This window comes from Rhizobium johnstonii 3841 (assembly GCF_000009265.1).
GTDB lineage: Bacteria > Pseudomonadota > Alphaproteobacteria > Rhizobiales > Rhizobiaceae > Rhizobium > Rhizobium acaciae.
The window spans coordinates 498,594-518,193 of record NC_008378.1 but is presented as its reverse complement, the minus strand read 5'-3'; the positions used below and the strand labels follow the sequence as shown (position 1 = coordinate 518,193).

At 63.8% G+C, this 19,600-nt stretch carries 14 protein-coding genes; 12 read left to right on the top strand and 2 right to left on the bottom strand.

Annotated features, from left to right (window positions below):
- Positions 1 to 114: 114 nt before the first annotated feature.
- Together RL_RS35300 and tssH are read right to left on the bottom strand one after the other, a co-directional pair.
- Complete coding sequence (locus tag RL_RS35300) at positions 115 to 591, bottom strand: Hcp family type VI secretion system effector (RefSeq protein ID WP_003575677.1); 477 nt, start codon at positions 589 to 591, stop codon at positions 115 to 117.
- A 41-nt stretch (positions 592 to 632) separates the two neighbouring features.
- Positions 633 to 3,197: a type VI secretion system ATPase TssH gene (gene tssH / locus RL_RS35295; RefSeq protein ID WP_244432416.1), complete on the bottom strand. Its 2,565-nt coding sequence runs from the start codon at positions 3,195 to 3,197 to the stop codon at positions 633 to 635.
- Here tssH and tssA point away from each other — a divergent pair.
- The 12 genes from tssA (at position 3,169) to tssM (ending at position 19,595) form a co-directional block, all read left to right on the top strand.
- On the top strand, positions 3,169 to 4,269 hold the full coding sequence (gene tssA, locus RL_RS35290) for a type VI secretion system protein TssA (RefSeq protein ID WP_244432415.1): 1,101 nt from the start codon (positions 3,169 to 3,171) through the stop codon (positions 4,267 to 4,269). The two genes, tssH and tssA, sit on opposite strands and share 29 nt — an antisense overlap.
- Before the next feature lie 57 nt (positions 4,270 to 4,326).
- On the top strand, positions 4,327 to 4,851 hold the full coding sequence (gene tssB / locus RL_RS35285; RefSeq protein WP_041937007.1) for a type VI secretion system contractile sheath small subunit: 525 nt from the start codon (positions 4,327 to 4,329) through the stop codon (positions 4,849 to 4,851).
- 130 nt (positions 4,852 to 4,981) lie between these two features.
- The gene (gene tssC, locus RL_RS35280; RefSeq protein WP_011649237.1) at positions 4,982 to 6,463 is read left to right on the top strand and encodes a type VI secretion system contractile sheath large subunit; all 1,482 of its coding nucleotides are present in this window, start codon (positions 4,982 to 4,984) and stop codon (positions 6,461 to 6,463) included.
- Positions 6,464 to 6,538: 75 nt separating this feature from the next.
- Positions 6,539 to 7,927 carry a type VI secretion system contractile sheath large subunit gene (tssC, locus tag RL_RS35275; protein ID WP_011649236.1) on the top strand — a complete coding sequence of 463 codons (1,389 nt, stop codon included), beginning with the start codon at positions 6,539 to 6,541 and terminating at the stop codon, positions 7,925 to 7,927.
- The gene (locus tag RL_RS35270) at positions 7,924 to 8,754 is read left to right on the top strand and encodes a type VI secretion system accessory protein TagJ (protein ID WP_011649235.1); all 831 of its coding nucleotides are present in this window, start codon (positions 7,924 to 7,926) and stop codon (positions 8,752 to 8,754) included. Before tssC (RL_RS35275) ends, RL_RS35270 begins: the two co-directional genes overlap by 4 nt.
- Positions 8,747 to 9,256 (top strand): type VI secretion system baseplate subunit TssE, encoded by a 510-nt coding sequence (gene tssE, locus RL_RS35265; protein ID WP_011649234.1) that lies wholly within the window; start codon positions 8,747 to 8,749, stop codon positions 9,254 to 9,256. Before RL_RS35270 ends, tssE begins: the two co-directional genes overlap by 8 nt.
- Positions 9,249 to 11,030 carry a type VI secretion system baseplate subunit TssF gene (gene tssF, locus RL_RS35260; protein ID WP_011649233.1) on the top strand — a complete coding sequence of 594 codons (1,782 nt, stop codon included), beginning with the start codon at positions 9,249 to 9,251 and terminating at the stop codon, positions 11,028 to 11,030. The genes tssE and tssF overlap by 8 nt, the downstream gene beginning before the upstream one ends.
- 20 nt (positions 11,031 to 11,050) lie before the next feature.
- Entirely contained in the window at positions 11,051 to 12,052 is a 1,002-nt protein-coding gene (gene tssG, locus RL_RS35255) for a type VI secretion system baseplate subunit TssG (RefSeq protein WP_011649232.1), read from the top strand.
- 11 nt (positions 12,053 to 12,063) lie between these two features.
- Positions 12,064 to 13,263 (top strand): type VI secretion system-associated FHA domain protein, encoded by a 1,200-nt coding sequence (locus tag RL_RS35250; protein WP_011649231.1) that lies wholly within the window; start codon positions 12,064 to 12,066, stop codon positions 13,261 to 13,263.
- Positions 13,253 to 14,593 carry a type VI secretion system baseplate subunit TssK gene (gene tssK, locus RL_RS35245; protein ID WP_011649230.1) on the top strand — a complete coding sequence of 447 codons (1,341 nt, stop codon included), beginning with the start codon at positions 13,253 to 13,255 and terminating at the stop codon, positions 14,591 to 14,593. Before RL_RS35250 ends, tssK begins: the two co-directional genes overlap by 11 nt.
- Positions 14,590 to 16,122, top strand: a complete 1,533-nt coding sequence (gene tssL / locus RL_RS35240) for a type VI secretion system protein TssL, long form (RefSeq protein WP_011649229.1) — start codon at positions 14,590 to 14,592, stop codon at positions 16,120 to 16,122. The genes tssK and tssL overlap by 4 nt, the downstream gene beginning before the upstream one ends.
- On the top strand, positions 16,119 to 19,595 hold the full coding sequence (tssM, locus tag RL_RS35235; protein WP_011649228.1) for a type VI secretion system membrane subunit TssM: 3,477 nt from the start codon (positions 16,119 to 16,121) through the stop codon (positions 19,593 to 19,595). The genes tssL and tssM overlap by 4 nt, the downstream gene beginning before the upstream one ends.
- Positions 19,596 to 19,600: the final 5 nt, after the last annotated feature.

The following is a 19,600-nucleotide window of genomic DNA, read 5'->3' as shown; positions in this document are numbered from 1 at the left end:
TCAACTCATCTGCGAAAACAGCTGTTTGATTGGCCTCCCCCAGGAATGGAAAAGACAACCGAAAACACGGGTCGCAGTGCCAGCCAGGGCTGGCACTGCCTGTGTCGGGAAACCTTAAGCGGCCTTGGTGGTCGCGAGATCGTAAGAAGCGATCATCGGCGACTGCGGCGAGTGCTTGTCGTCGTAAGGCGTGTACTTCACTTCCATCTTGGTGAAGTTCAGCTTGATCGTCTCGACCGGGCGGTCGCCGTTGGAATCGATCGAGTAGCTGGCGATCAGCGTATTTTCGAGGGAGTACTCGATATAGGTGTCGCCAGGATTGCCCGTGGTGACGAGATGGATGACGGAGCGCTTGCCGGTACGGCCCGAGCAGGCCTCCTGGAAAAGCTTGGTCGACGAGGAGTCGCTGACCTTGGTGAGGATCACTTCCGAAACGGTCGGCTCGGAAGCTTCACGGTTCGCCGCCGAACCAGCGGACGTGTTCATGTTGCGGGCTACATTCCAGTGGATGGCTTCGATATCCATCCATTTGCGATGCTGCTCGTGGGTAGCATCCCCCTGGATACCGTCGATCTGAAGATAAATCGGCATGCTGTCAGCTCTCCTGTTGGCGGTTGAGTGCCTAGTTGCGTCTAAGGCGTAGTTGCCTTTCTTCTCGCTGCTCCCCGAGTGCGCTTGCGGCTCGGGGTTACTTCATCCGACAACCGGTTTTCTCCCGGCGTGTCGAATTCCTGTGGGGCGGCCTCTTCGGCATCGAGGCCGAAGCGATGGCCGTCGTATCCGATGGCGACCCCGCTAATTTTCTTCCCCTGCCCAACGGCATCGAGGAAAAACGTCGAAAGCACAGGCAAGAGGTCGCGGGCGATCATGACCTCGATCGCGCGGGCGCCCACCTCGCTGGTGCGCGCCCGGGAAATCAGCGCGTCGCGGGCTTCCGGCGACAATGAAAGCTTGGTGCCGTAGGTGGCCTCGACCCTCTCGCGGATACGGCCGATCTGGATATCGACGATGCCCGAAAGGGTCTCGTTACCAAGCGGCATGAAGGGCAGCACCGTCGTGCGACCAAGGAAGGCCGGCTTGAAATGCTTCTGCAATTCCGGCGCCAGCAGCGCTTCGAGCGCCTCTGCCTCCGGCATCGTGTCGGGATCAGCGACAAGTGCGGCGATCATCTCCGAACCGGTATTCGCCGTCATGACGATGGTGGTGTTCTTGAAATCGATGTCCCGGCCTTCGCCGTCGCGCAGCGTTCCCTTGTCGAACACCTGATAGAAGATTTCCTGGACACCCGGATGCGCCTTGTCGATCTCGTCGAGCAGCAGCACCCCATAGGGCCTGCGCCTCACCGCCTCGGTGAGCACGCCGCCTTCGCCGTAACCGACATAACCGGGGGGCGAGCCGAGGAGCATGGAAATCTTATGCTCCTCCTTGAACTCGGACATGTTGATGGTCGTGAGGTACCGGCTGCCGCCATAGAGCATATCGGCGAGCGAAAGCGCAGTTTCGGTCTTGCCGGTGCCGGACATGCCGACCAGCAGGAAGACGGCCGGCGGCCGCCGCGGATCGGAAAGCCCGGCGCGGGCGGCCCGCATGGCCGAAGCGATCCGCTCGATCGCCGCGTCCTGGCCAAGCACCCTCTCCTTCAGACGGGCATCGAGCGTCTTGACGGTCTCGATCTGGTCCGACAGCAGCTTGCCGACGGGAATGCCGGTCCAGCGGGCAACAACGGCGGCAACGATTTCCTTGTCGACGACGCGCGGCAGGAGCGGCGTTTGGTCCGCGACTGTCGCCAGGCTCCGTTCAGTGACAGCAAGTGCTGCGCGTGCGCTTTCCGCCGTCATCGCCTGCGACGGGAAAGGCGCGACATTCGTGCCGTCGCCGGTCTTGTCGGCCGGCGCCAGCGGGACGACGGCGTCGTCGGGCGAGAAGAACTCCTCCAATCGGTCGGCCTCCCGGACGAGCCGGTTTTCTTCGTCGAATTTCGACCGAAGCGTCTCGATCTCCAGGACGATCTGCTGCTGCTTGCCTGCGATTTCGCCAAGCCGGGCGCGCTTTTCCGGCGTCTCCGGTTCGCGTGCGAGCCAGCTCGACTCGGTTTCCAGAAGATCGCGCTCGTCGGCGAGCAACTTCAGCGCCTCCGGCGTCGTCTGGCGCGCCAGCGCTACCGCAGCAGCTGCCGTATCGATCAGGCTGATTGCCTTGTCGGGAAGCTGCCGGTCCGGCAGATATCTCGCCGAAAGCCGGACGGCGGCGACGATCGCCTCGTCGCGGATGCGGACCTTGTGGTGGGTTTTCAGACCTTCCGCCACGCCTCGCAGCATGCGGATGGCGGCTTCTTCGTCCGGCTCGCGGACATGTACGGTCTGAAAGCGGCGGGTGAGTGCGGCGTCCTTTTCGATGAAGCGCTTGTATTCGCTCCAGGTCGTCGCCGCGATCGTCCGCAGTTCGCCGCGCGCCAAAGCGGGTTTCAGGATATTGGCGGCATCGCCCTGCCCTGCCTGTCCGCCCGCGCCGATCAGCCCATGCGCCTCGTCAATGAACAGAATGATCGGCTCCGGCGACGTCTTCACCGCATCGACCACGCCATGCAGCCGCCGTTCGAACTCGCCTTTGACGCCGGCCCCGGCCTGCAGCAGGCTCAGGTCCAGCAGCAGCAGCTTCACGTCCTTCAATCGGGCCGGCACGTTGCCGGCGGCGATCTCCAGCGCCAGAGCTTCCGCCACCGCAGTCTTGCCGACACCCGCCTCGCCGACGAGGATCGGATTGTTCTGCCGCCGACGCATCAGGATATCGATCAACTGCCGCAATTCGCGATCGCGACCGATGACCGGGTCGGTGCGGCCCGCGCGGGCATCCGCGGTCATGTCGTGGGTGTAGAGCCGCAGGAATTCATTGTCACCGGACGGGGTGGCGGGCACGGAAAACTGTTCCGACGCGCCTGGCGCCGCCGTCTCCAGCAAGCTGTCGAGCATCGCTCTGTCCAGATTGCGCATCGACGGGGCAATGCCGCGCGTCACCGCCCGCAATGCCGGCTCGTTGATCAGCGCGGCAAGCAGGTCGGCCAAAAGCACGACATTCCGCCCGCACTGCAGCGATGCAACCAGAAAGGATTCCCGTCCAAGGGCGAGCAGGTTCGGGGAGAGCGCGAGCGAGGCGCCATCCTCCCGCGGGATGTCGGCGATCGCCGCGTCGAGCTCCATTCTCAGCATCTCCGAGGAGAGCTCGAGCTCTTCGAAAACGGCAGAAAATCCTGCGATATCAAGAAGGGAGCGAAGCCAAATATACTATAGAATTAAGGACGCGAGAAACGCCGCGCGTACAGCCGAACGTAGTATTATCCCGGGTGAGACTATTACGATTGCACCTGCTTGGCACGATGTTAGCAATCTTGGATTGCAGATCCTTTCTTCAAAGAGCAAGGACATCGAAGTATTGGCATGGCTCGCAGAGGCGCAGCTGCGGCTGCGCGGCTTCTCTGGATTGCATGACGTTTACGTCGCAACCGTGTCGCTTTTAGACAAGCATTTCGACGCTTTGCATTCGATCGGAGATGGTGACGTCGAGGAACGGTTTGCGCCGTTTGCGGGACTGAACGGCGTCGGCGGCGAAGGAACGCTTATCCAGGCTATTCGTTTGACATCGTTGATCCCCGGCGGAAAGTTCGCGCAGTTTTCGCTTTGGGATTTCCAGCTTTCGCAGCGGCCGAACGAAACCGAACGACGCAAGGAATTGCAGCAGGCGGCAGCGGAAGCCGGTGTCGCTCAGATGTCAGCCTATCTCGACGTGCTGACCGGATGCATCGCCGCTTTCGATCGCATGGTCGAAATACTTGACGAACACTGCGGCGACCAGGCGCCACCGAGTTCGAATACACGCAATGTGTTGCAGGAGGCGGCATCTGCAATCCGGATGCTGGCAGGAATCGAAGCGCCGACCGAAGCGCCCTTGGCCGCTCCGCAAGCCCTTGCCTCGCAAGGATCCGAGCCACTGCGGGCAGTTGAAACCGACGAGTCCGAAGCCATCGGCCTGCGGCCTGTCAGCGCCGAGATGATTCGTTCTCGGGAAGAGGCCTTCGAACTTCTGATCGCCGTTGCGCGCTATTTCCGCCGCACCGAGCCCCATTCACCGATCTCCATGTCGATCGAAACGCTGGTGCGTCGCGGCCGCATGGATTTTTTTGAGCTTCTTGCCGAGCTCCTGCCCGAACAGCAGACGCGCAACGCGGTGCTGACGGCAGCCGGCATCCAGCCCGTAGCCGACAAGGGAGGCTAACGGCACGCCGCAGCATCCTCAATTGACAATCCGCCGATGAGACGAAGAAGAATCTCGATGGCAAGTGTGCATGAGAAACTGGAACGGGTTCGCAAACCGCGAGTCCACATCAAATACGAAGTGGAAACCGAAGGCGCGATGGTGGTGAAGGAACTGCCCTTCGTCGTCGGCGTACTCGGCGACTTCTCCGGAAATCCCACGCAGCAGCTCAAGCCTTTCGGCGAGCGCAAGTTCGTGCAGGTCGACCGCGACAACTTCGACGACGTCATGCGCCGCATGACGCCGGGCCTCACCCTGTCGGTCGAGAACACTCTCGAGAAGAACGGAACAGAGCTTCCCGTTTCGCTGAAATTCGAAAGCATGGCCGATTTCGAACCCGGCGCGGTCGTCGATCAGGTGCCGGCGCTGAAGGCCCTGCTCAACGCGCGCAACCAGCTGCGCGACCTGATGAGCAAGGCGGACCGCTCCGAAGAGCTCGAGCGCCTGCTCGAGGATATCCTGCAGAACAAGGCCGATCTCTCGCAGCTGGTGGCCCAGCTTGGCGGCGACAAAGCCGAAGAGGCGAAGGACGCATTGAACTGAGTGCCTGGGATCGCGGACCGATCGCGGCCCGCGCGCTCCATTCCTGAAGAGTCGTTGTCCGGCAGCGGCCCCTTTTGAAGGGAACCCCTCATGCTTCGAGGGCCGCCGCTTTCGCAAAAAGGATCGATAGATGACCGCCGAAACGCAATTGCAAACAAAGGAAGACGTAGGCTTCGCGCCTGATGAGAACCTGCTCTCGAAGGTCGTTGCGGCAACCCGCCAGACCGAGCCCGACCGTGCCCAGGACCTTCTGCGCACCCTTACCGATCAAGCCCTGAAGGGCACCGTCACCTATGATCGCAACCTGACGATCACCTTGAACAATGCCATTGCCGAAATCGATAAGGCGATATCAAGCCAGCTCGCGGCCATCATGCAATCGCCTGAGTTCACCAAGCTCGAAGGCGCCTGGCGCGGCCTGAACTATCTCGTCAAGAACAGCGAGACCAGCGCCAACCTGAAGATCCGCGTCCTCAATGCATCCAAGCGCGATGTCGCCAAGGATCTGGCAAAGGCCGTCGAATTCGACCAGTCGCGGCTTTTCAAGTCGGTCTATGAAGACGAATTCGGCACGCCGGGCGGCGAACCGATGGGCGCGCTGATCGGCGATTTCGAATTCGACAATTCCTTCGACGACGTCCAGCTGCTGCAGGGCGTCTCGATGATCGCCGCAGCCGCTTTCGCCCCGTTCATCTCCGCCGCCAGCCCGCGCATGTTCGGCTTCGAGGATTTCCGGGAGCTCGCAAAACCCCGCGATCTCGAGAAGATCTTCGAGACGGTTGAATACGCCAAGTGGCGCAGCCTGCGTGACAGCGATGATTCCCGCTTCGTGACGCTCGCCATGCCGCGTGTGCTCGCCCGCATGCCCTATGGCCCGAAGACCAGCCCGATCGAGGAGTTCAACTTCGACGAAACCGGCGGCTCCAAGACCGGCGAACTGTCTCACGGTTCCTACTGCTGGATGAACGCAGCCTATGTGATGGGTACGCGTCTCACCGAGGCCTTCGCCAAGAACGGCTGGTGCACCGCCATTCGCGGGGCGGAAAACGGCGGCAAGGTCGAAGGGCTGCCGATGCACATCTTCTCGAGCGACGACGGCGATCTGGACCTGAAGTGCCCGACGGAAGTCGGTATCACCGATCGCCGCGATGCCGAACTCGGCAAGCTCGGCTTCCTGCCGCTTTGCCACTACAAGAACACGGACTATGCCGTGTTCTTCGGGGCGCAGACCGCGCACAAGCCGAAGCTCTACGACCGGCCCGAGGCGACTGCGAATGCGGCCGTTTCAGCCCGCCTGCCCTATATGATGGCGACCTCGCGCTTCGCCCATTATCTCAAGGTCATGGGCCGCGATAAGATCGGCTCCTTCATGGAAGCGGAAGATTGCGAGGCCTGGCTCAATCGCTGGATCTCCAACTATGTCAACGCCAATGACGACGCCGGCGAAGAGTCGCGAGCGAAATATCCGCTGCGCGAGGCAAAAGTCACCGTACAGGAAATCCCCGGCAGGCCGGGCGCCTACAACGCCGTGGCCTGGATGCGCCCGTGGCTGCAGATGGAGGAATTGACCACCTCGCTGCGCATGGTCGCCCGGATTCCCTCGAAGAACTGATGAAAGCGGGTCCAAGCGCGGCGGGTTGCCGCCGCGCTTGGACCTTGCGTTCGAAACATCTGTGTCAGGTTGACGATGGGTTCCAGCACTGAATGGCGGCGCCGGGCGGATCAGCTGATTACGCTGATCGACGAAGCGCTGAACAAGCAAGTCAATGCCATCCTCCACCATCCCGATTTTCAGGCGATGGAGGCGAGATGGCGTGGCCTCGCCATGCTCGTGCGCGAGGCAAGCCGCAGCGGCGAAGTGAAAGTCAAGCTTCTCGGCGTCAGCTGGAGCGAGCTCACGCGGAGCATGGAGCGTGCCAGCGACTTCGACCAAAGCCACCTCTTCGAACTCATCTATAGCCGCGAGTTCGGCATGCCGGGCGGCGAACCCCTCGGTCTGCTGGTCGGCGATTATTATCTTTCTCCGGCCGATCCGGCCGGCGGCGATCCGGTCAGCACGCTGTCGCAGATCGGCATGGTGGCGGCCGCCGCCTTCTGCCCCTTCGTCGCGGGTGCTGCGCCGCTGGCGATCGGGCTTGAAGACTTTCACGAGCTGAACCGGGTCAACGACTTTTCCTGGCTTGCCAATGAGACCGCCCGCATCCGCTGGAATGGTCTCCGCGCACGTGAGGATTCGCGTTTCCTCGGACTTGTCGCGCCGCGCATCCTGATGCGCTCGCCGCTGACGCCTCATTCGCGCAATCGCAACGACGGCTTTCCCTTCCGCGAAAGCATTGCTGGCGACGGTAGTTCGCTTCTCTGGGGCAACGCCGCTTTCGCCTTTGCGACCGTCGTCATTCGCAATTTCATCGATTCCGGCTGGTTCGCGGATATCCGCGGCGTCACGCAGGATGCCGTCGACGGTGGCCTGCTGAGTACAGCGGAATTGCCGCCTTATGACTTCGGCACAGAAAGCAACGGACTATCAGCCCAGGCGCCGGTGGAGATCCATCTGACCAGCGGCCAGGAGCAGCAGCTCTGCGAGCTCGGCATCATCCCCGCCGCGACCACCTATCTCTCCTCTTCGGCGATTTTCAATTCCAATCAGTCCCTGCATGCGCCGCCGCACTATTCCAACGAGCATGCGCGCCAGAACGCCCGCCTCGCCGCGATGCTGCAATATGTGCTCTGCGCGTCGCGCTTCTCGCATTATCTCAAAGTCATCATGCGCGACGAGATCGGCCAGCTTTCGGATGCGATCTCGATCGAGCGGAAGCTGGCGGACTGGCTGACCGCCTATACGCTCGGCAACGACGACGCCGACATCGCGCTACGCACCCGCTTTCCCCTGCGCTCGGCCGGCATCGGCGTCGCAGAGATTCCGGGCAAGCCCGGCAGCTTCTCCTGTACCGTCCGGCTGCAGCCGCATTTCCAGCTCGACGACGTTGCCACGAGCTTCCATCTCATCGCTGAGACCGCGACCACGGGCCAGATTTTGAGCCGCCCAGTTGCCATACCCGAGAGGATGTCCGCATGACGCTTTCCGCCAGCATCGCCCAATCGCTCAGCGACAATGCCCTCGATGACGCGATCGAGGAGGTCAAGGCGCATCTGAAGGTCAAGCCCTCGGATCAGGAGGCGCGGCATCTCTATATCGATCTTCTCGTGCTTGCCGGCGATTACCAGCGGGCGGACAATCAGTGCAGCCTTGCTGCCACCCTCTCACCCGACGCGACGATGGGTTTCGCCTTGCTGCGCAACGAGCTTCGGGCGATGGCGGCGCGCGACGCCTGGTTTACGAGCGGCGCCCTGCCGGAATTTCCGCAGGGGCCGAGCGAGCTCGACAAGCTCGCCGTCCGCCTCGGTATCGCCCATCGCGACGACAATCCGGATGAGGCGAGGACGACGCTCGATGCGCTCGAGAAGCTGAGGGGCGAACGTCCGCTGATCTGGAACGGCAGGGCCGTCTCCGATTTCCGCGATCTCGACGACCGGACACCGCATGCCCTGGAAGTTATCATGACCGGCGGCGGCTATCTCTGGATCGATTTTTCCAAGATCGCAGCCCTCACGATAGAGCCGATTGCCCGTCCGCGCGATCTGGCCTTCCGCCGCGCCGAGCTTTCCCTGATCGACGGCGCGGCCGCGTCGGTGCTTCTGCCGGCGGTTTATCATGGCACCGGCAAGGATGCGGCGCTCAGGCTCGGCCGCGAGACCGAGTGGATCGAGGAGCCGACCGGCATCACCAGCGGCCGCGGCCAGCGCTGCTACCTCGCCGGCGACGAAATGGTTTCCTTCCATGACACCCAAAGTCTGGAGATCGTGCCGGCAACGGCTGCCGGCAGGCAGGTCGCGCATGGTTGACCCCCTCGAACGCTACCGGCTGCGCGACCGCGTCCTTGCCCGCTCGATCCTCGACAGGTTGATCGACGAGGCTCCGGATCGCACCGTCGATCCGCCGATAAGCTTCGTCGACCAGGTGCGCGACGTCAGGGAGGCGATCCGCCGCGATCTCGAAGCGCTGCTCAATACGCGGCGCTGCCCGGCCACACCACCGGCGGCACTTTCCGAACTCAAGGACGCGCTGGTGAGCTATGGCGTCGACGGCATCGTCTCGGCAAATCTGATGACCGACCAGGCCAAGCTCAAGCTGGCGCAAGCGATCGAGAGGCGGATTGCGCTTTTCGAAACGCGGCTGTCCGATGTGCGGGTGACGATCCTCAAGAGCCGGACGATGACCGAACGGGCGCTGCGCATGCGCATCCAGGCGACCTTCAGCCTGCATGAAGGCATGCCGCCGATCAGCTTTGAGTCGACGATCGATCCCTCGACCCAGCGCTTCCTCGTGGAGGCGGCGCATGGCTGAAGGTTTCCTGCACCGTTACAATGAGGAATTGCTGGCGCTCCGCCGCCGGGCCGCGCGCTTTGCCGATGCCTTCCCGAAGATCGCCGGCCGCCTGCGCATGACCGGCGACGTCGCCGACGACCCGCATGTGGAACGCCTGATCCAGAGTTTCGCCTATTCGGCCGCCCGCGTCCGTCAGAAGCTGGACGACGAGTTTCCCGAACTGACCGACGGCCTTCTCGAAACGCTCTATCCCCATTATCTGGCGCCGCTGCCCTCGATGAGCATCGTCAAGTTCCGCCCGAGCGACACGCTCGCCTCGGTCCAGACCGTGCCGCGCCATACGGAAATCCTAGCCGAGCCGGTGAGAGGCGAAGCTTGCCGCTTCCGCACCACGCAGGATGTCGAGATCGCGCCGATCGAAATCACCGGTGCTAATCTCTCCGGCCAGCCGATCAATGCGCCGCTTTCGCCCTATACCGGCGTTGCCGGTTGCCTCAGGCTGTCCATCCGCAGCCTCGATGCCCGAAAGCCGCTCGGCGGCCTTGGCATGAGCCGGCTGCGCCTGCACATTCCGTCCCCCTGGCAGCAGGCAGTGGCGATCTACGAACTGCTTGCCAATCATACACTCGGCATCGCACTTGCCAAACATGCGGACGACCGTTCGCCGGTCTTCCTGCCGGCGGGCAATCTCAAACCGGTCGGCTTCGAACCAGAAGAGGCCATGCTGCCCTATCCGGCGCCGAGCTTCATCGGCTACCGGCTGCTAACCGAATTTTTCGCTCTGCCGCGCAAATTTCTCTTTCTCGACATCGAAGGGTTCGATGCGTGGCGGGGGGAGACGCTGGAGCTCTTCGTCTACCTCGGGGAAAGCGACGCCAAGCTCGAACGCGCAGTCTCGGTCCGCGACTTCGCGCTCAATGCAACGCCCGTCGTCAACCTCTTCCGCCAGGTTTGCGAGCCGATCGCCATCGACGGCACCTGCACGGAATACCGCCTCCTGCCGGATGCGCGCCGCCAAAAGACCCGCGAGATCTATTCCATCGACCGCGTTCTCCTGACCGGATCGCGCGGCCAGGAGGAATTCTGCCAGCCGTTCTTCGGACGGTCGCAACGGGCTGGCACGAGCGCAACCTACTGGCAGGCCTATCGCCGTTTCGACGAAGACGACAGGACCAGCGACATGGACATCGCCTTCGTCAACAGGCAGCGCCGTTCTTCAGGTCCTGTCGATGCGGTCGCAAGCGTCGATACGCTCTGCCTCAACCGCGACCTGCCGGAACAGCTTCCCTTCGGCGGCGGCCATCCATTCCTGCAGCTCGCTTCCGGCCATGAGGCGATCGCCAGCGTCGAAGCCCTGATCCCGCCGACGCCGTCGGTCAGGATGAACGATCAGGAAGGGCGGAACTGGCGGCTGATGTCGCATCTCATCCTCAATCACCTGTCGCTCTTCGACAATGACGGTGCGGCACTCAAGGATATCCTGTCGCTCTACGCCTTCCGGGATAGCCCCGAGACCAAGCAATTCGTCGATGCGCTCGTCAGGATCAAGGCGGGCACTTCGACCGCCCGCCTCGGCAGCGGCGGCACGGTGCCCGGCACCGAGATCGCGCTTGAATTCGATCCGGCCGCCATCGACCGGCCCTCGGCCTTCCTGTTCGGCAGCGTGCTCGACCGCTTCTTCAGTCTCTACGCCTCGGTCAACAGCTTCACCCGGCTCACCATTCGGATGAAGGGGCAATCGAGGCCGATCGCCCGGTGGCCGGCACGCGCCGCCGAACGCCCGCTTCTCTAAGGAAGGATCGCTAGCCAACCATGGATCTCCCGACCGCCCGCAAGCCAGACGCCCTTGCCGATCTGCTCGAACGCGACCCCGGCCGCTTCGAGCCGGTGACGGCCTTTCGCGTCGCGCAGGCTTCGGTGAGGGAAGGACGGCTTGATGTCGCCTCGCATGTCGGCGTCTCGCCGGCGCCTCTTGCCGTCAGCGGATATAAGCGCAAGGGCGGCAGTGCCACCGTCCGCAGCGCGCTTGCCGGTCTCGTCGGGGCGCTCGGCTCGATGCCGTCGGCCTATAACGACCTCGTCATGCGCGAGGAGCGCAACAGGTCGCGGGCGCTGGCGGGCTTCTTCGACATGTTCGGCGCGCGGATGGCGGAACTCTTCACTGACGCCTGCGAGAAATATCGTATCGCCAGGCGGCTGCGATGGGGCGGCGCATGGGCAAACAACGCCTTCGTCACCACGCTCCTGTCACTCACCGGCTTCGGCACCAAACGTCTCGTCGAAAAGAGCGGCGTCGACGAGGAACTGATCCTGCGTTTCTCGGGCTTCTTTGCCGCGCGCAACCGCAATGCCGTCAATCTCCGCGCCATGCTCTGCGAATTCAGTGGCCTGCCGGTGGAGATCGAATTGTTCCGCGGCCGCTGGCTTACCATCCCGATCGAGGAGCGCAGCCGCATCGGCCAGCCCCAGGGCGTCCAGCTTGGCGTCAATGCGACGGCAGGTGCTGCGATCCACGATTTCAGCGGCGGCTTTCGCATCGTCATCGGTCCGCTCGGTTATGCCGACTACCTCTCGCTCGCGCCGGGCGGCCGCGCCATCACCGAACTCTTCGCCCTGGCGCGGCTCTATGTCGGTGCGGCGCTCGAATTCGACATACAGGCGATCCTGAAGAAGGAGGACGTTCCCTTCTGCCAGCTCGGACAGGCGGGCGATCCGCCGCGGCTTGGCTGGAACAGTTGGGCGAGGGTTGCGCCGGCTGCAAGCGACAGCGGCGATGCAGTGATCGTCGAGCGCCTGTCGGTTCAGGCGCGGTGAGGAGACGAGGAATGCGGCTTGAACTGAAAGAGATCACCAGGGACGCGGCGGCGCCAGCAGGCCAGTCAAAATGGTTCTTCGAACGCGGCCGGCGAACGCTCGGCCGGGCACCGGATTGCGACTGGCGCCTGCCGGAGGATCGGCGCTCCGTTTCGAAGCTCCATTGCATCATCGAGCGCGACCGCGAAGGCTTCCTGCTGCGCGACCAGAGCGCAAACGGCTCCCGGGTCGACGGCGTCGCCGTCCATGAGGGCCAGATCGTGCGGCTTGCCGACAGGTCGCGGCTGGAGTTAGGCGGACTTGCCTTTTCCGTCCACATATCGGGCGAGAAAGACCGCGAGATAGAGGACCCCGATGCCGGTCTCATGCTGAGTGACGAACCGCTGACCATCTCCGCAATCCTGGCCGATATCGCTCCGGGCGGTCATACCGCAAACGGCATCCTTGGCGAGCGTGCGGTCGATGATTGGGGCCTTCCCGAAAAGGCCGGGAAAAAGGGAGCGGCCTCATCCCGCAATGTCGAGATCGGCTGGAGCGGCCCTCCGGAGATCCGCTCAGTCACCCAGCTTCTGCCGGAGGATTGGAATTCGGAAGAAACCGAATATGGCAGCCACCTGGAACATGGCTCCGCCACCCATGTTTCGGCGCCCATCACTCAGCGCCGGCCGGCCCCGGTGATCGAGATCGTCAGCGACAACGATCCGCAGGCAGAGCCGGAGGCCGAGGAGTTTCCGGCACTGACGATCGGCCGGCCCGAAGCCTTCGCCGATCGCCTGGAGCCACTGCTTGCCCGGCTCGAGGAGGCTGTCCAGAATAGCTATGCCGTTTTCGAGATCAATGCGCCATCCGCCGCCAGCGAGCCGGTTTTCCTTGCCGCCAGCAGCAGGGAGGAAGCGCTTTTTGCCCGCACCGAAACCCTGCTCGGGCAACAGCTCAAGCTCAATTCGGCGCTTGAGGCTCTGGTTCAGACAGCGGGCCGGCTGGAGCCGCGCATGCTTGAGGCGCGGGTCGAGACCGGCGCCTGGCGCCTGCCCTGGGGCCGAGACCGGGCCTATTGGCGCGCCTACCGGGCACAATTCGAACAGGACGGCAGGAGCCGGTCGATCCATGACGTTTTCCGCGACGCAATGACGGGGGCGGTAAACGGCACGCAGGCAGGGCCTCGTCCGCAAGACGGGCAGGAAGGAAAAGACGCGCATCATGAGGAATGAAAACCGGGTGGCCTGGAGCGAAGGCATGTTCCTTCGCGTGCAGCATTTTCAGCAGGCGGACCGCTGGACCGAGCGGCTCGTGCGCACGGCGACGCACGGCCTGTCGCCCTATCCCTGGGGAGTGGCGGAAATCGGCATCGACCGCGGCGCACTGGCGATCGGCCAATTCGCGCTGTCGAACCTGCGCGGCGTATTGCCGGACGGAACGCCGTTCGAAGCCCCTGTTGATACCGACCTGCCGCCGCCGCTCGATCTCGACGAGAACACCAAGAATGCGGTCGTCTATCTCGCACTTCCCGCCCGTCAGCCGGGCAAGGCCGATGTGGCGTTGAACGGCGGTGCCGCGCGCAACAGCGTCCGGCTCGTCGCGTCGCCCTATGAAGCGCCGGATGCCAATGTCGAGACCGACTTCATGGCGCCGATCGATGTCGGCCGTCTCAGCCTGCGCTATCTGAGGACCGGTGATGAACTCGCCGGCTACGAACTCATCGGACTTGCCCGTATCATCGAGGTGCGTTCCGACAGGGCCGTGATCCTCGATCCGGACTATATTGTGCCGAGCCTCAACTGTACGGCTGCTGCACGGCTCGGCGAGCTGATCACCGAACTGCTCGGCATCGTGCGCCACCGCGCGGAGGCCATCGCCGAACGGATCGGCGATCCCACCATTCGAGGGACCGCGGAGGTCGGCGACTACCTGCTCTTACAGATGCTCAACCGCGCGGATCCGATGCTGAAACACATTTCGGCGAATGCGACGCGGATCCACCCCATCGTCTTTTACGAGACCTGCATCCAGCTTGCCGGCGAGCTCGCCACCTTCACGACCGACCGCAAGCGCGCGAGCGACTTCCCGCCTTACCGCCACGACGACCTGAAGGCGACGTTCGCGGCCGTCTTCGACGATCTGCGCGCCTCGCTGTCATCAGTGCTCGAACAGGCAGCCGTGGCGATCGAGTTGGCCGAACGCCGGCATGGCGTCAGGATCGGTACGATCAACGACCGTTCGCTGCTGAGAGATGCCGGCTTCGTACTGGCGGTCCGGGCCGAGATGCCGGCCGAAGACGTGCGCCGCAAGCTGCCGGCGCAGATCAAGATCGGCCCGGTTGAGCGCATCGCCGACCTCGTCAACGTCGCGCTGCCGGGCATCCCCGTCCGGCCGCTGCCGGTGCTGCCACGCCAGCTCCCCTATCGCTCCGGCACCATCTATTTCGAACTCGACACCAAGAACCCGCTTTGGAAACAACTCGACACTTCGGGCGCCATCGCCGTGCATCTCGCCGGCGATTTTCCCGGGCTCGAAATAGAACTGTGGGCCCTTAGAGAATGAAGAACGAACCCGCCTCCACCTGGCAGAACCTGCCGACCATTGTCGAACTTACCGAGGACGGCACTCGGAAAAAGCAATCCGCCCGCAAGATGGCGGAGATGCTGGATGACGTCCTCGACTTTCCCGAAAGCGAGGGCGGAAAGACGCCGGCGGGATCGCTTCCGAAGGGCGCAGCCTCCGTCGAAACGCTCGTCCGGGATTTTCGCTTCGGAGCCGAAGACGTGCCGACGCTGGTGCGCTCGGCCGCACCGCTCCTCAACCTCGCCCATGGCCTGCGCTACACGGAAGAACAGCCTGATATCGACGAACTGCGCCAGGTGGCGATCGAAGCCGTCGGCCGCTACGAACGCGATCTGGCGAGCGCCCGCATCAGCCCCGAACGAGCGCGCGCCGCCCATTACGTCATCTGTGCGACGGTCGACGATGTCGTGCTCAGCAAGGCCTGGGGCGTTCGCGCCGGCTGGGCCCGCTCGGGGCTCGTTTCCACCTTCCATATGGACGTGACCGGCGGCGAACGGGTGTTCGACCTGCTCGACCATTTCCACCAGAGCCCCGGCGCCAACAAGGACCTGCTTCTCCTCATCTATCTCTGCCTGTCACTTGCCTTCGAGGGCCGCACCCGCGTTTCACCGCGCGGCGGGCTGGAGCTCGGCCGCATCCGCGACGGCCTTTACAAGACGCTGCTTGGCCAGTACGGCGTCTTCGAACGAGAGCTTTCTCCCCACTGGAAGGGCGTTTCGGCCCGGCATCAGCCGTTGCGCACCGCGGCCGCGATCTGGACGCTTCTTTCCCTTCTGACGCTGATCCTGGCGCTCGGCTACATGTTCTTCACGCTCTCGCTCAATCGCGCCTCCGACGGAACGTTCGAGCGGCTCGCCAGGCTGCCGCCGCGCGATATGCCGAGCGTACTCGTCAAGGTTCCGGAGCCGCCTCGGCAGCAGCCGCCCGTCGTCGTCGCCGAAACGCCGCCGCCGCCGCCACCGCCGCAAGTGAAACCGCCGAGCCGGCTCGACAATCTGCTCGCCTTCCTCCAGCCGGAGGTCGAGAAGAAGCTCGTCACACTCTCGGATTCGAATGGCAGGCTGCTGGTGCGGATCAGCAATTCCGGCCTGTTTGCCACCGGCAGCGCGGAGGTCAGTCAAAAATTCCACGATCTTCTCCAGCGGATCGGCGGTGCGCTGGCCGCAGAGAACTTCCGCGCCGTGGTGGTGGGTTATACCGACAATGTGCCGATCCGCACCGTGCAGTTCCCCTCCAACTGGCACCTTTCCGAAGCCCGCGCCAAGGCGGTCGGCGAAATCCTGAGCTCCTTCACCGGGCCGGGTGCGATCCTGACCGAGGGGCGTGCCGACACCGATCCGATCGCCGCCAACGATACGCCGGAGGGCCGGGAGATGAACCGCCGCACCGAGATCCTGGTCCTGACCGATCCGAGCGAGCGGCTGAACGATGCGGGTTTGACGACGCCGCGTCGGGCCGACATGCCGGATGAACCGACGGCGCCCGCCGCAGGAGGTGGTTCGCGATGAACCCGCTCAGTTATTTCTATACGCTCCGCTCCTATGTGGAGGCCTATGCCGGCCTCATCGGCCGTCGCTTCATCTCGATCATCTGGGTGGCGGCAATCTGTGTCGTCATCTGGTTCTACGGCTATCTCGCCGTCTATGGCGACTTCAAGCCGCTGGCGAGCGCTAGCGCGCGGCTGACGCTGATCGGCATCATCCTCGCTGCCTGGCTCGCTTATCTCGTCTTCACGACCATCCGCGACCGACGCCGCGACAAGCAGCTCGTCGACGGTATCGAGCGAGACGCGCAAGCGGAAGCCGCGGCTAGCCAACAGGCTGAGGTCGGCGAGATCCACGGTCGGCTCAAGGAAGCGCTGCAGCTGCTCCGCCGCATCACCAAGAAGCGCTTCGGCTATATCTATGAGCTGCCATGGTACGTCATCTTCGGCGCGCCGGGGTCCGGCAAGACGACTGCGCTCACCAATTCCGGCCTCAAATTCCCGCTCGGCGATGCGCTCGGCAGCAATTCGGTGCAGGGGATCGGCGGTACGCGCAACTGCAATTGGTGGTTCACCGACGAGGCCATCCTCATCGATACGGCCGGCCGCTATACGACACAGGACGATCTGAACGGCACCGCCAAGGCCGGCTGGGAAGGATTTCTCGGCCTGCTGCGCAAGTACCGGCGTTCGCAGCCGATCAACGGCGCCCTGGTGACGCTGTCGATCGGCGATCTCCTGACGCGCGATCCGGAAGCGCAGCGCGAGGAGATCAGGGCGATCCGCCAGCGGCTTTCCGAACTCGATGAACTCCTGCATGCGCGCGTGCCGGTCTATCTGCTGCTGACCAAAGCCGATCTCTTGACCGGCTTCGTGGAGTTCTTCGACGGTTTCAACAAAAGCGACCGCGAACAGGTCTGGGGCACGACTTTCGGGCTAGACGAGAGCTATAAGGCGGCGAACCTGCCGGAACGCTTCACGGAGGAATTCACCCTGCTGCAGCAGCGCGTCGATAGCATGCTGATCGAACGCCTGCAGCAGGAGCCTAATCCGGAATTGCGCGGCCGCATCTTCCGTTTCCTGGCCGAACTCACCTCTTTGAAGGAGCGTCTGCACGAGGTCGTCACCGAGCTTTGCTCGGGTTCCAAGCTGGTGGAGGCGCCGCTGCTGCGCGGCATCTATTTCGCTTCCAGCACCCAGAGGGAGGAGACAGTCACCGTGCCCCGCATGCGGCGCAGCTATTTCCTCTCGCGGCTCTTCAAGGAGGTGATCTTCGGCGAGGCCTCGCTAGTCGCCCGCGACAAGCGGCTTTCGGGGCGGCAGCTGCTCTTCCGCCGCGCGGCCTATGCGAGCGCGGTCCTGCTGCTTGCCGTGGTGCTGACCAGCTGGACGGCCACCTACATCCAGAACGCCACGGCGCTGGCCGGCGCGGAAAGACGCATCGACGCCTACGAACAACTGGTGCGTGGCGTGCCGGTTCGCGACGTTTCGGATACGGATTTCCTGCGCATCCTGCCGGCGCTCGACAATCTCGCAGCAGTCACCACCGACTTCTCGAAGACCCGCGTCTGGCCGATAAGCCTCGGCCTCGACCAGGAAGGCAAGGTCGCCAGCCGGCAGCGCGAGGCCTATCAGCGGGCGCTGAACACGCTGCTCCTGCCGCGCATGCTGGTGCAGCTCCAGAAGGACATGACCGAGACCACCGACGTCACCCGAACCTTCGACGCGCTGAAGCTCTACGGCATGCTCGGCGGGCTCGGCCCGGTGAATGCAGACTTTGCCGCGCTGGAAGCAGAAGACATGTTCACGAGGCTCTATCCCGACGAAGGCAGGGCCGCGGCCCGGCAGGCGCTGATTGCCCATGCCGATGTCATGGCGCGCGGCGCGCTGCCGCCGATCGAGCTCGACAAGGCGCTGATCGCCAAGGCGCGCGAGGTCATCCGCTCGCAGAACATCGCCAACCGCGCCTATGACATCCTGGCGGAATATCGCGAGTCCCGCGCGCTTCCCGCCTGGAGCCCGGCAGGCGCGCTGGGGCCGCTTGGCGAACAGGCTTTCGAGCGCACCTCGAAGGCGCCGCTCAACGAAGGCATTCCCGGCCTCTTCTCCGCGACCGGCTATCGCACCGTCGTTCTGCCTGGGATCACCGACGCCGCGCGCGAGGCGCTCGACGAGCAATGGGTCCGCCGCGACCCCAATCCCGCCGGCGTCACGGTCGACACGATCGCCCAGGCGACGCTTCAGCTTTACTTCGACGCATTCGAGCAGCGCTGGTCGATGATCCTCACCGATATCAGGGTGAAGCCTTCCCAGACGATTGGCGATGCGGCGGAAACCACCCGCATCCTGGCGGGCAAGCCCGGCCCGGTCGAGACGATCACCAAATCAATCGTCGCTGCCACCGATCTACGCGCGCCCGGGGCGGAAATCGCCTCGGCCGCCGGCGACAGCCTGCCAGCCTCGACTACGGCGCTTGCCAGCGCAGCGAATGCGCCCGATCCCTTCGGCCGTCTTCGAGATGCGCTGAAGGCGCCGGCCGGCCAATCGTCGCCGGACGACCAGCCGAAGGATGCGCCGCGATCGGAGATCGGGCAGCTCGAGCCGATCCTGCAGAGGGTCCAGGAGCAGCTTTCGCGCGCCACGACGTCGACGGCCGAAGTCGCGAAAGTCTTCGACGTCGACAGCCAGCTCACCGACGCCAATCAGGACCTGCTGCAGCAGGCGCGCAAGCTCCCGGCGCCGGTCGATACCTGGATGGCGGGGCTGGCTGCGGATGTCGGATCGCTGGCGGTCAAATCCGCCCGATCACGCATCAGCGACGCCTGGGCTGCCGAAGGCGCGGGCTTCTGCTCGAATGTCGTCGCCGGTCGTTATCCCTTCGACCGGAAATCTCCGCGCGACGTGGCGATGAGCGATTTCATCAGGCTTTTCGGACCCGAGGGGCTGTTCAAGACCTTCTTCAAGGAAAAGCTCGAAGCCTTCGTCGACACCAGCGCCTCGCCATGGGGCTGGAAGGGCACGTTCGGCGCGGTAAGCATTCCGAGTGCGGCGATTGCCCAGTTCGAGAATGCCGACAAGATCAACCGCGCCTTCTTCCCGGCCGGCAGCGAGAACCCGTCGATATCAATCAACGTCAAGCCGGTATCGCTGACCGAGGCGGCCAGCGCCGTGATGCTGGAGATCGAGGGCGAACGCGTGGTCTATTTCCACGGGCCCATCCAATCGAAATCGATCACCTGGCCGTCGACGGACGCCAGCAACGTTTCGCGCCTCGCCTTCCAGCCGGGCGGCTGGCAGCAGGCGCTGACAGAGAACGGCGACTGGTCGCCCTTCCGGCTTTTCGACGATGCCGATCTCGCCATACAGGGCGACGACCTCTTCCGGGCAAAGTTCCAGCAGAGCGGCCAGGCAGCAGAGTTCGACGTGCAGTTCGGTTCGGTGCTCAATCCATTCCGGCTGGAGGCGCTCGGCGCCTTCTCATGCCCGGCGCAATTCTGACCGGT

Coding starts and splice junctions, on each gene's coding strand:
- RL_RS35300 (WP_003575677.1), bottom strand. CDS start 591: ATGCCGATTTATCTTCAGATCGACGGTATCCAGGGGGATGCTACCCAC.
- tssL (WP_011649229.1), top strand. CDS start 14,590: ATGAAGAACGAACCCGCCTCCACCTGGCAGAACCTGCCGACCATTGTC.
- tssA (WP_244432415.1), top strand. CDS start 3,169: ATGTCGGCGATCGCCGCGTCGAGCTCCATTCTCAGCATCTCCGAGGAG.
- tssF (WP_011649233.1), top strand. CDS start 9,249: ATGGCTGAAGGTTTCCTGCACCGTTACAATGAGGAATTGCTGGCGCTC.
- tssK (WP_011649230.1), top strand. CDS start 13,253: ATGAGGAATGAAAACCGGGTGGCCTGGAGCGAAGGCATGTTCCTTCGC.
- tssE (WP_011649234.1), top strand. CDS start 8,747: ATGGTTGACCCCCTCGAACGCTACCGGCTGCGCGACCGCGTCCTTGCC.
- tssH (WP_244432416.1), bottom strand. CDS start 3,197: ATGGAGCTCGACGCGGCGATCGCCGACATCCCGCGGGAGGATGGCGCC.
- tssM (WP_011649228.1), top strand. CDS start 16,119: ATGAACCCGCTCAGTTATTTCTATACGCTCCGCTCCTATGTGGAGGCC.
- tssG (WP_011649232.1), top strand. CDS start 11,051: ATGGATCTCCCGACCGCCCGCAAGCCAGACGCCCTTGCCGATCTGCTC.
- tssC (WP_011649236.1), top strand. CDS start 6,539: ATGGGTTCCAGCACTGAATGGCGGCGCCGGGCGGATCAGCTGATTACG.
- RL_RS35270 (WP_011649235.1), top strand. CDS start 7,924: ATGACGCTTTCCGCCAGCATCGCCCAATCGCTCAGCGACAATGCCCTC.
- tssC (WP_011649237.1), top strand. CDS start 4,982: ATGACCGCCGAAACGCAATTGCAAACAAAGGAAGACGTAGGCTTCGCG.
- RL_RS35250 (WP_011649231.1), top strand. CDS start 12,064: ATGCGGCTTGAACTGAAAGAGATCACCAGGGACGCGGCGGCGCCAGCA.
- tssB (WP_041937007.1), top strand. CDS start 4,327: ATGGCAAGTGTGCATGAGAAACTGGAACGGGTTCGCAAACCGCGAGTC.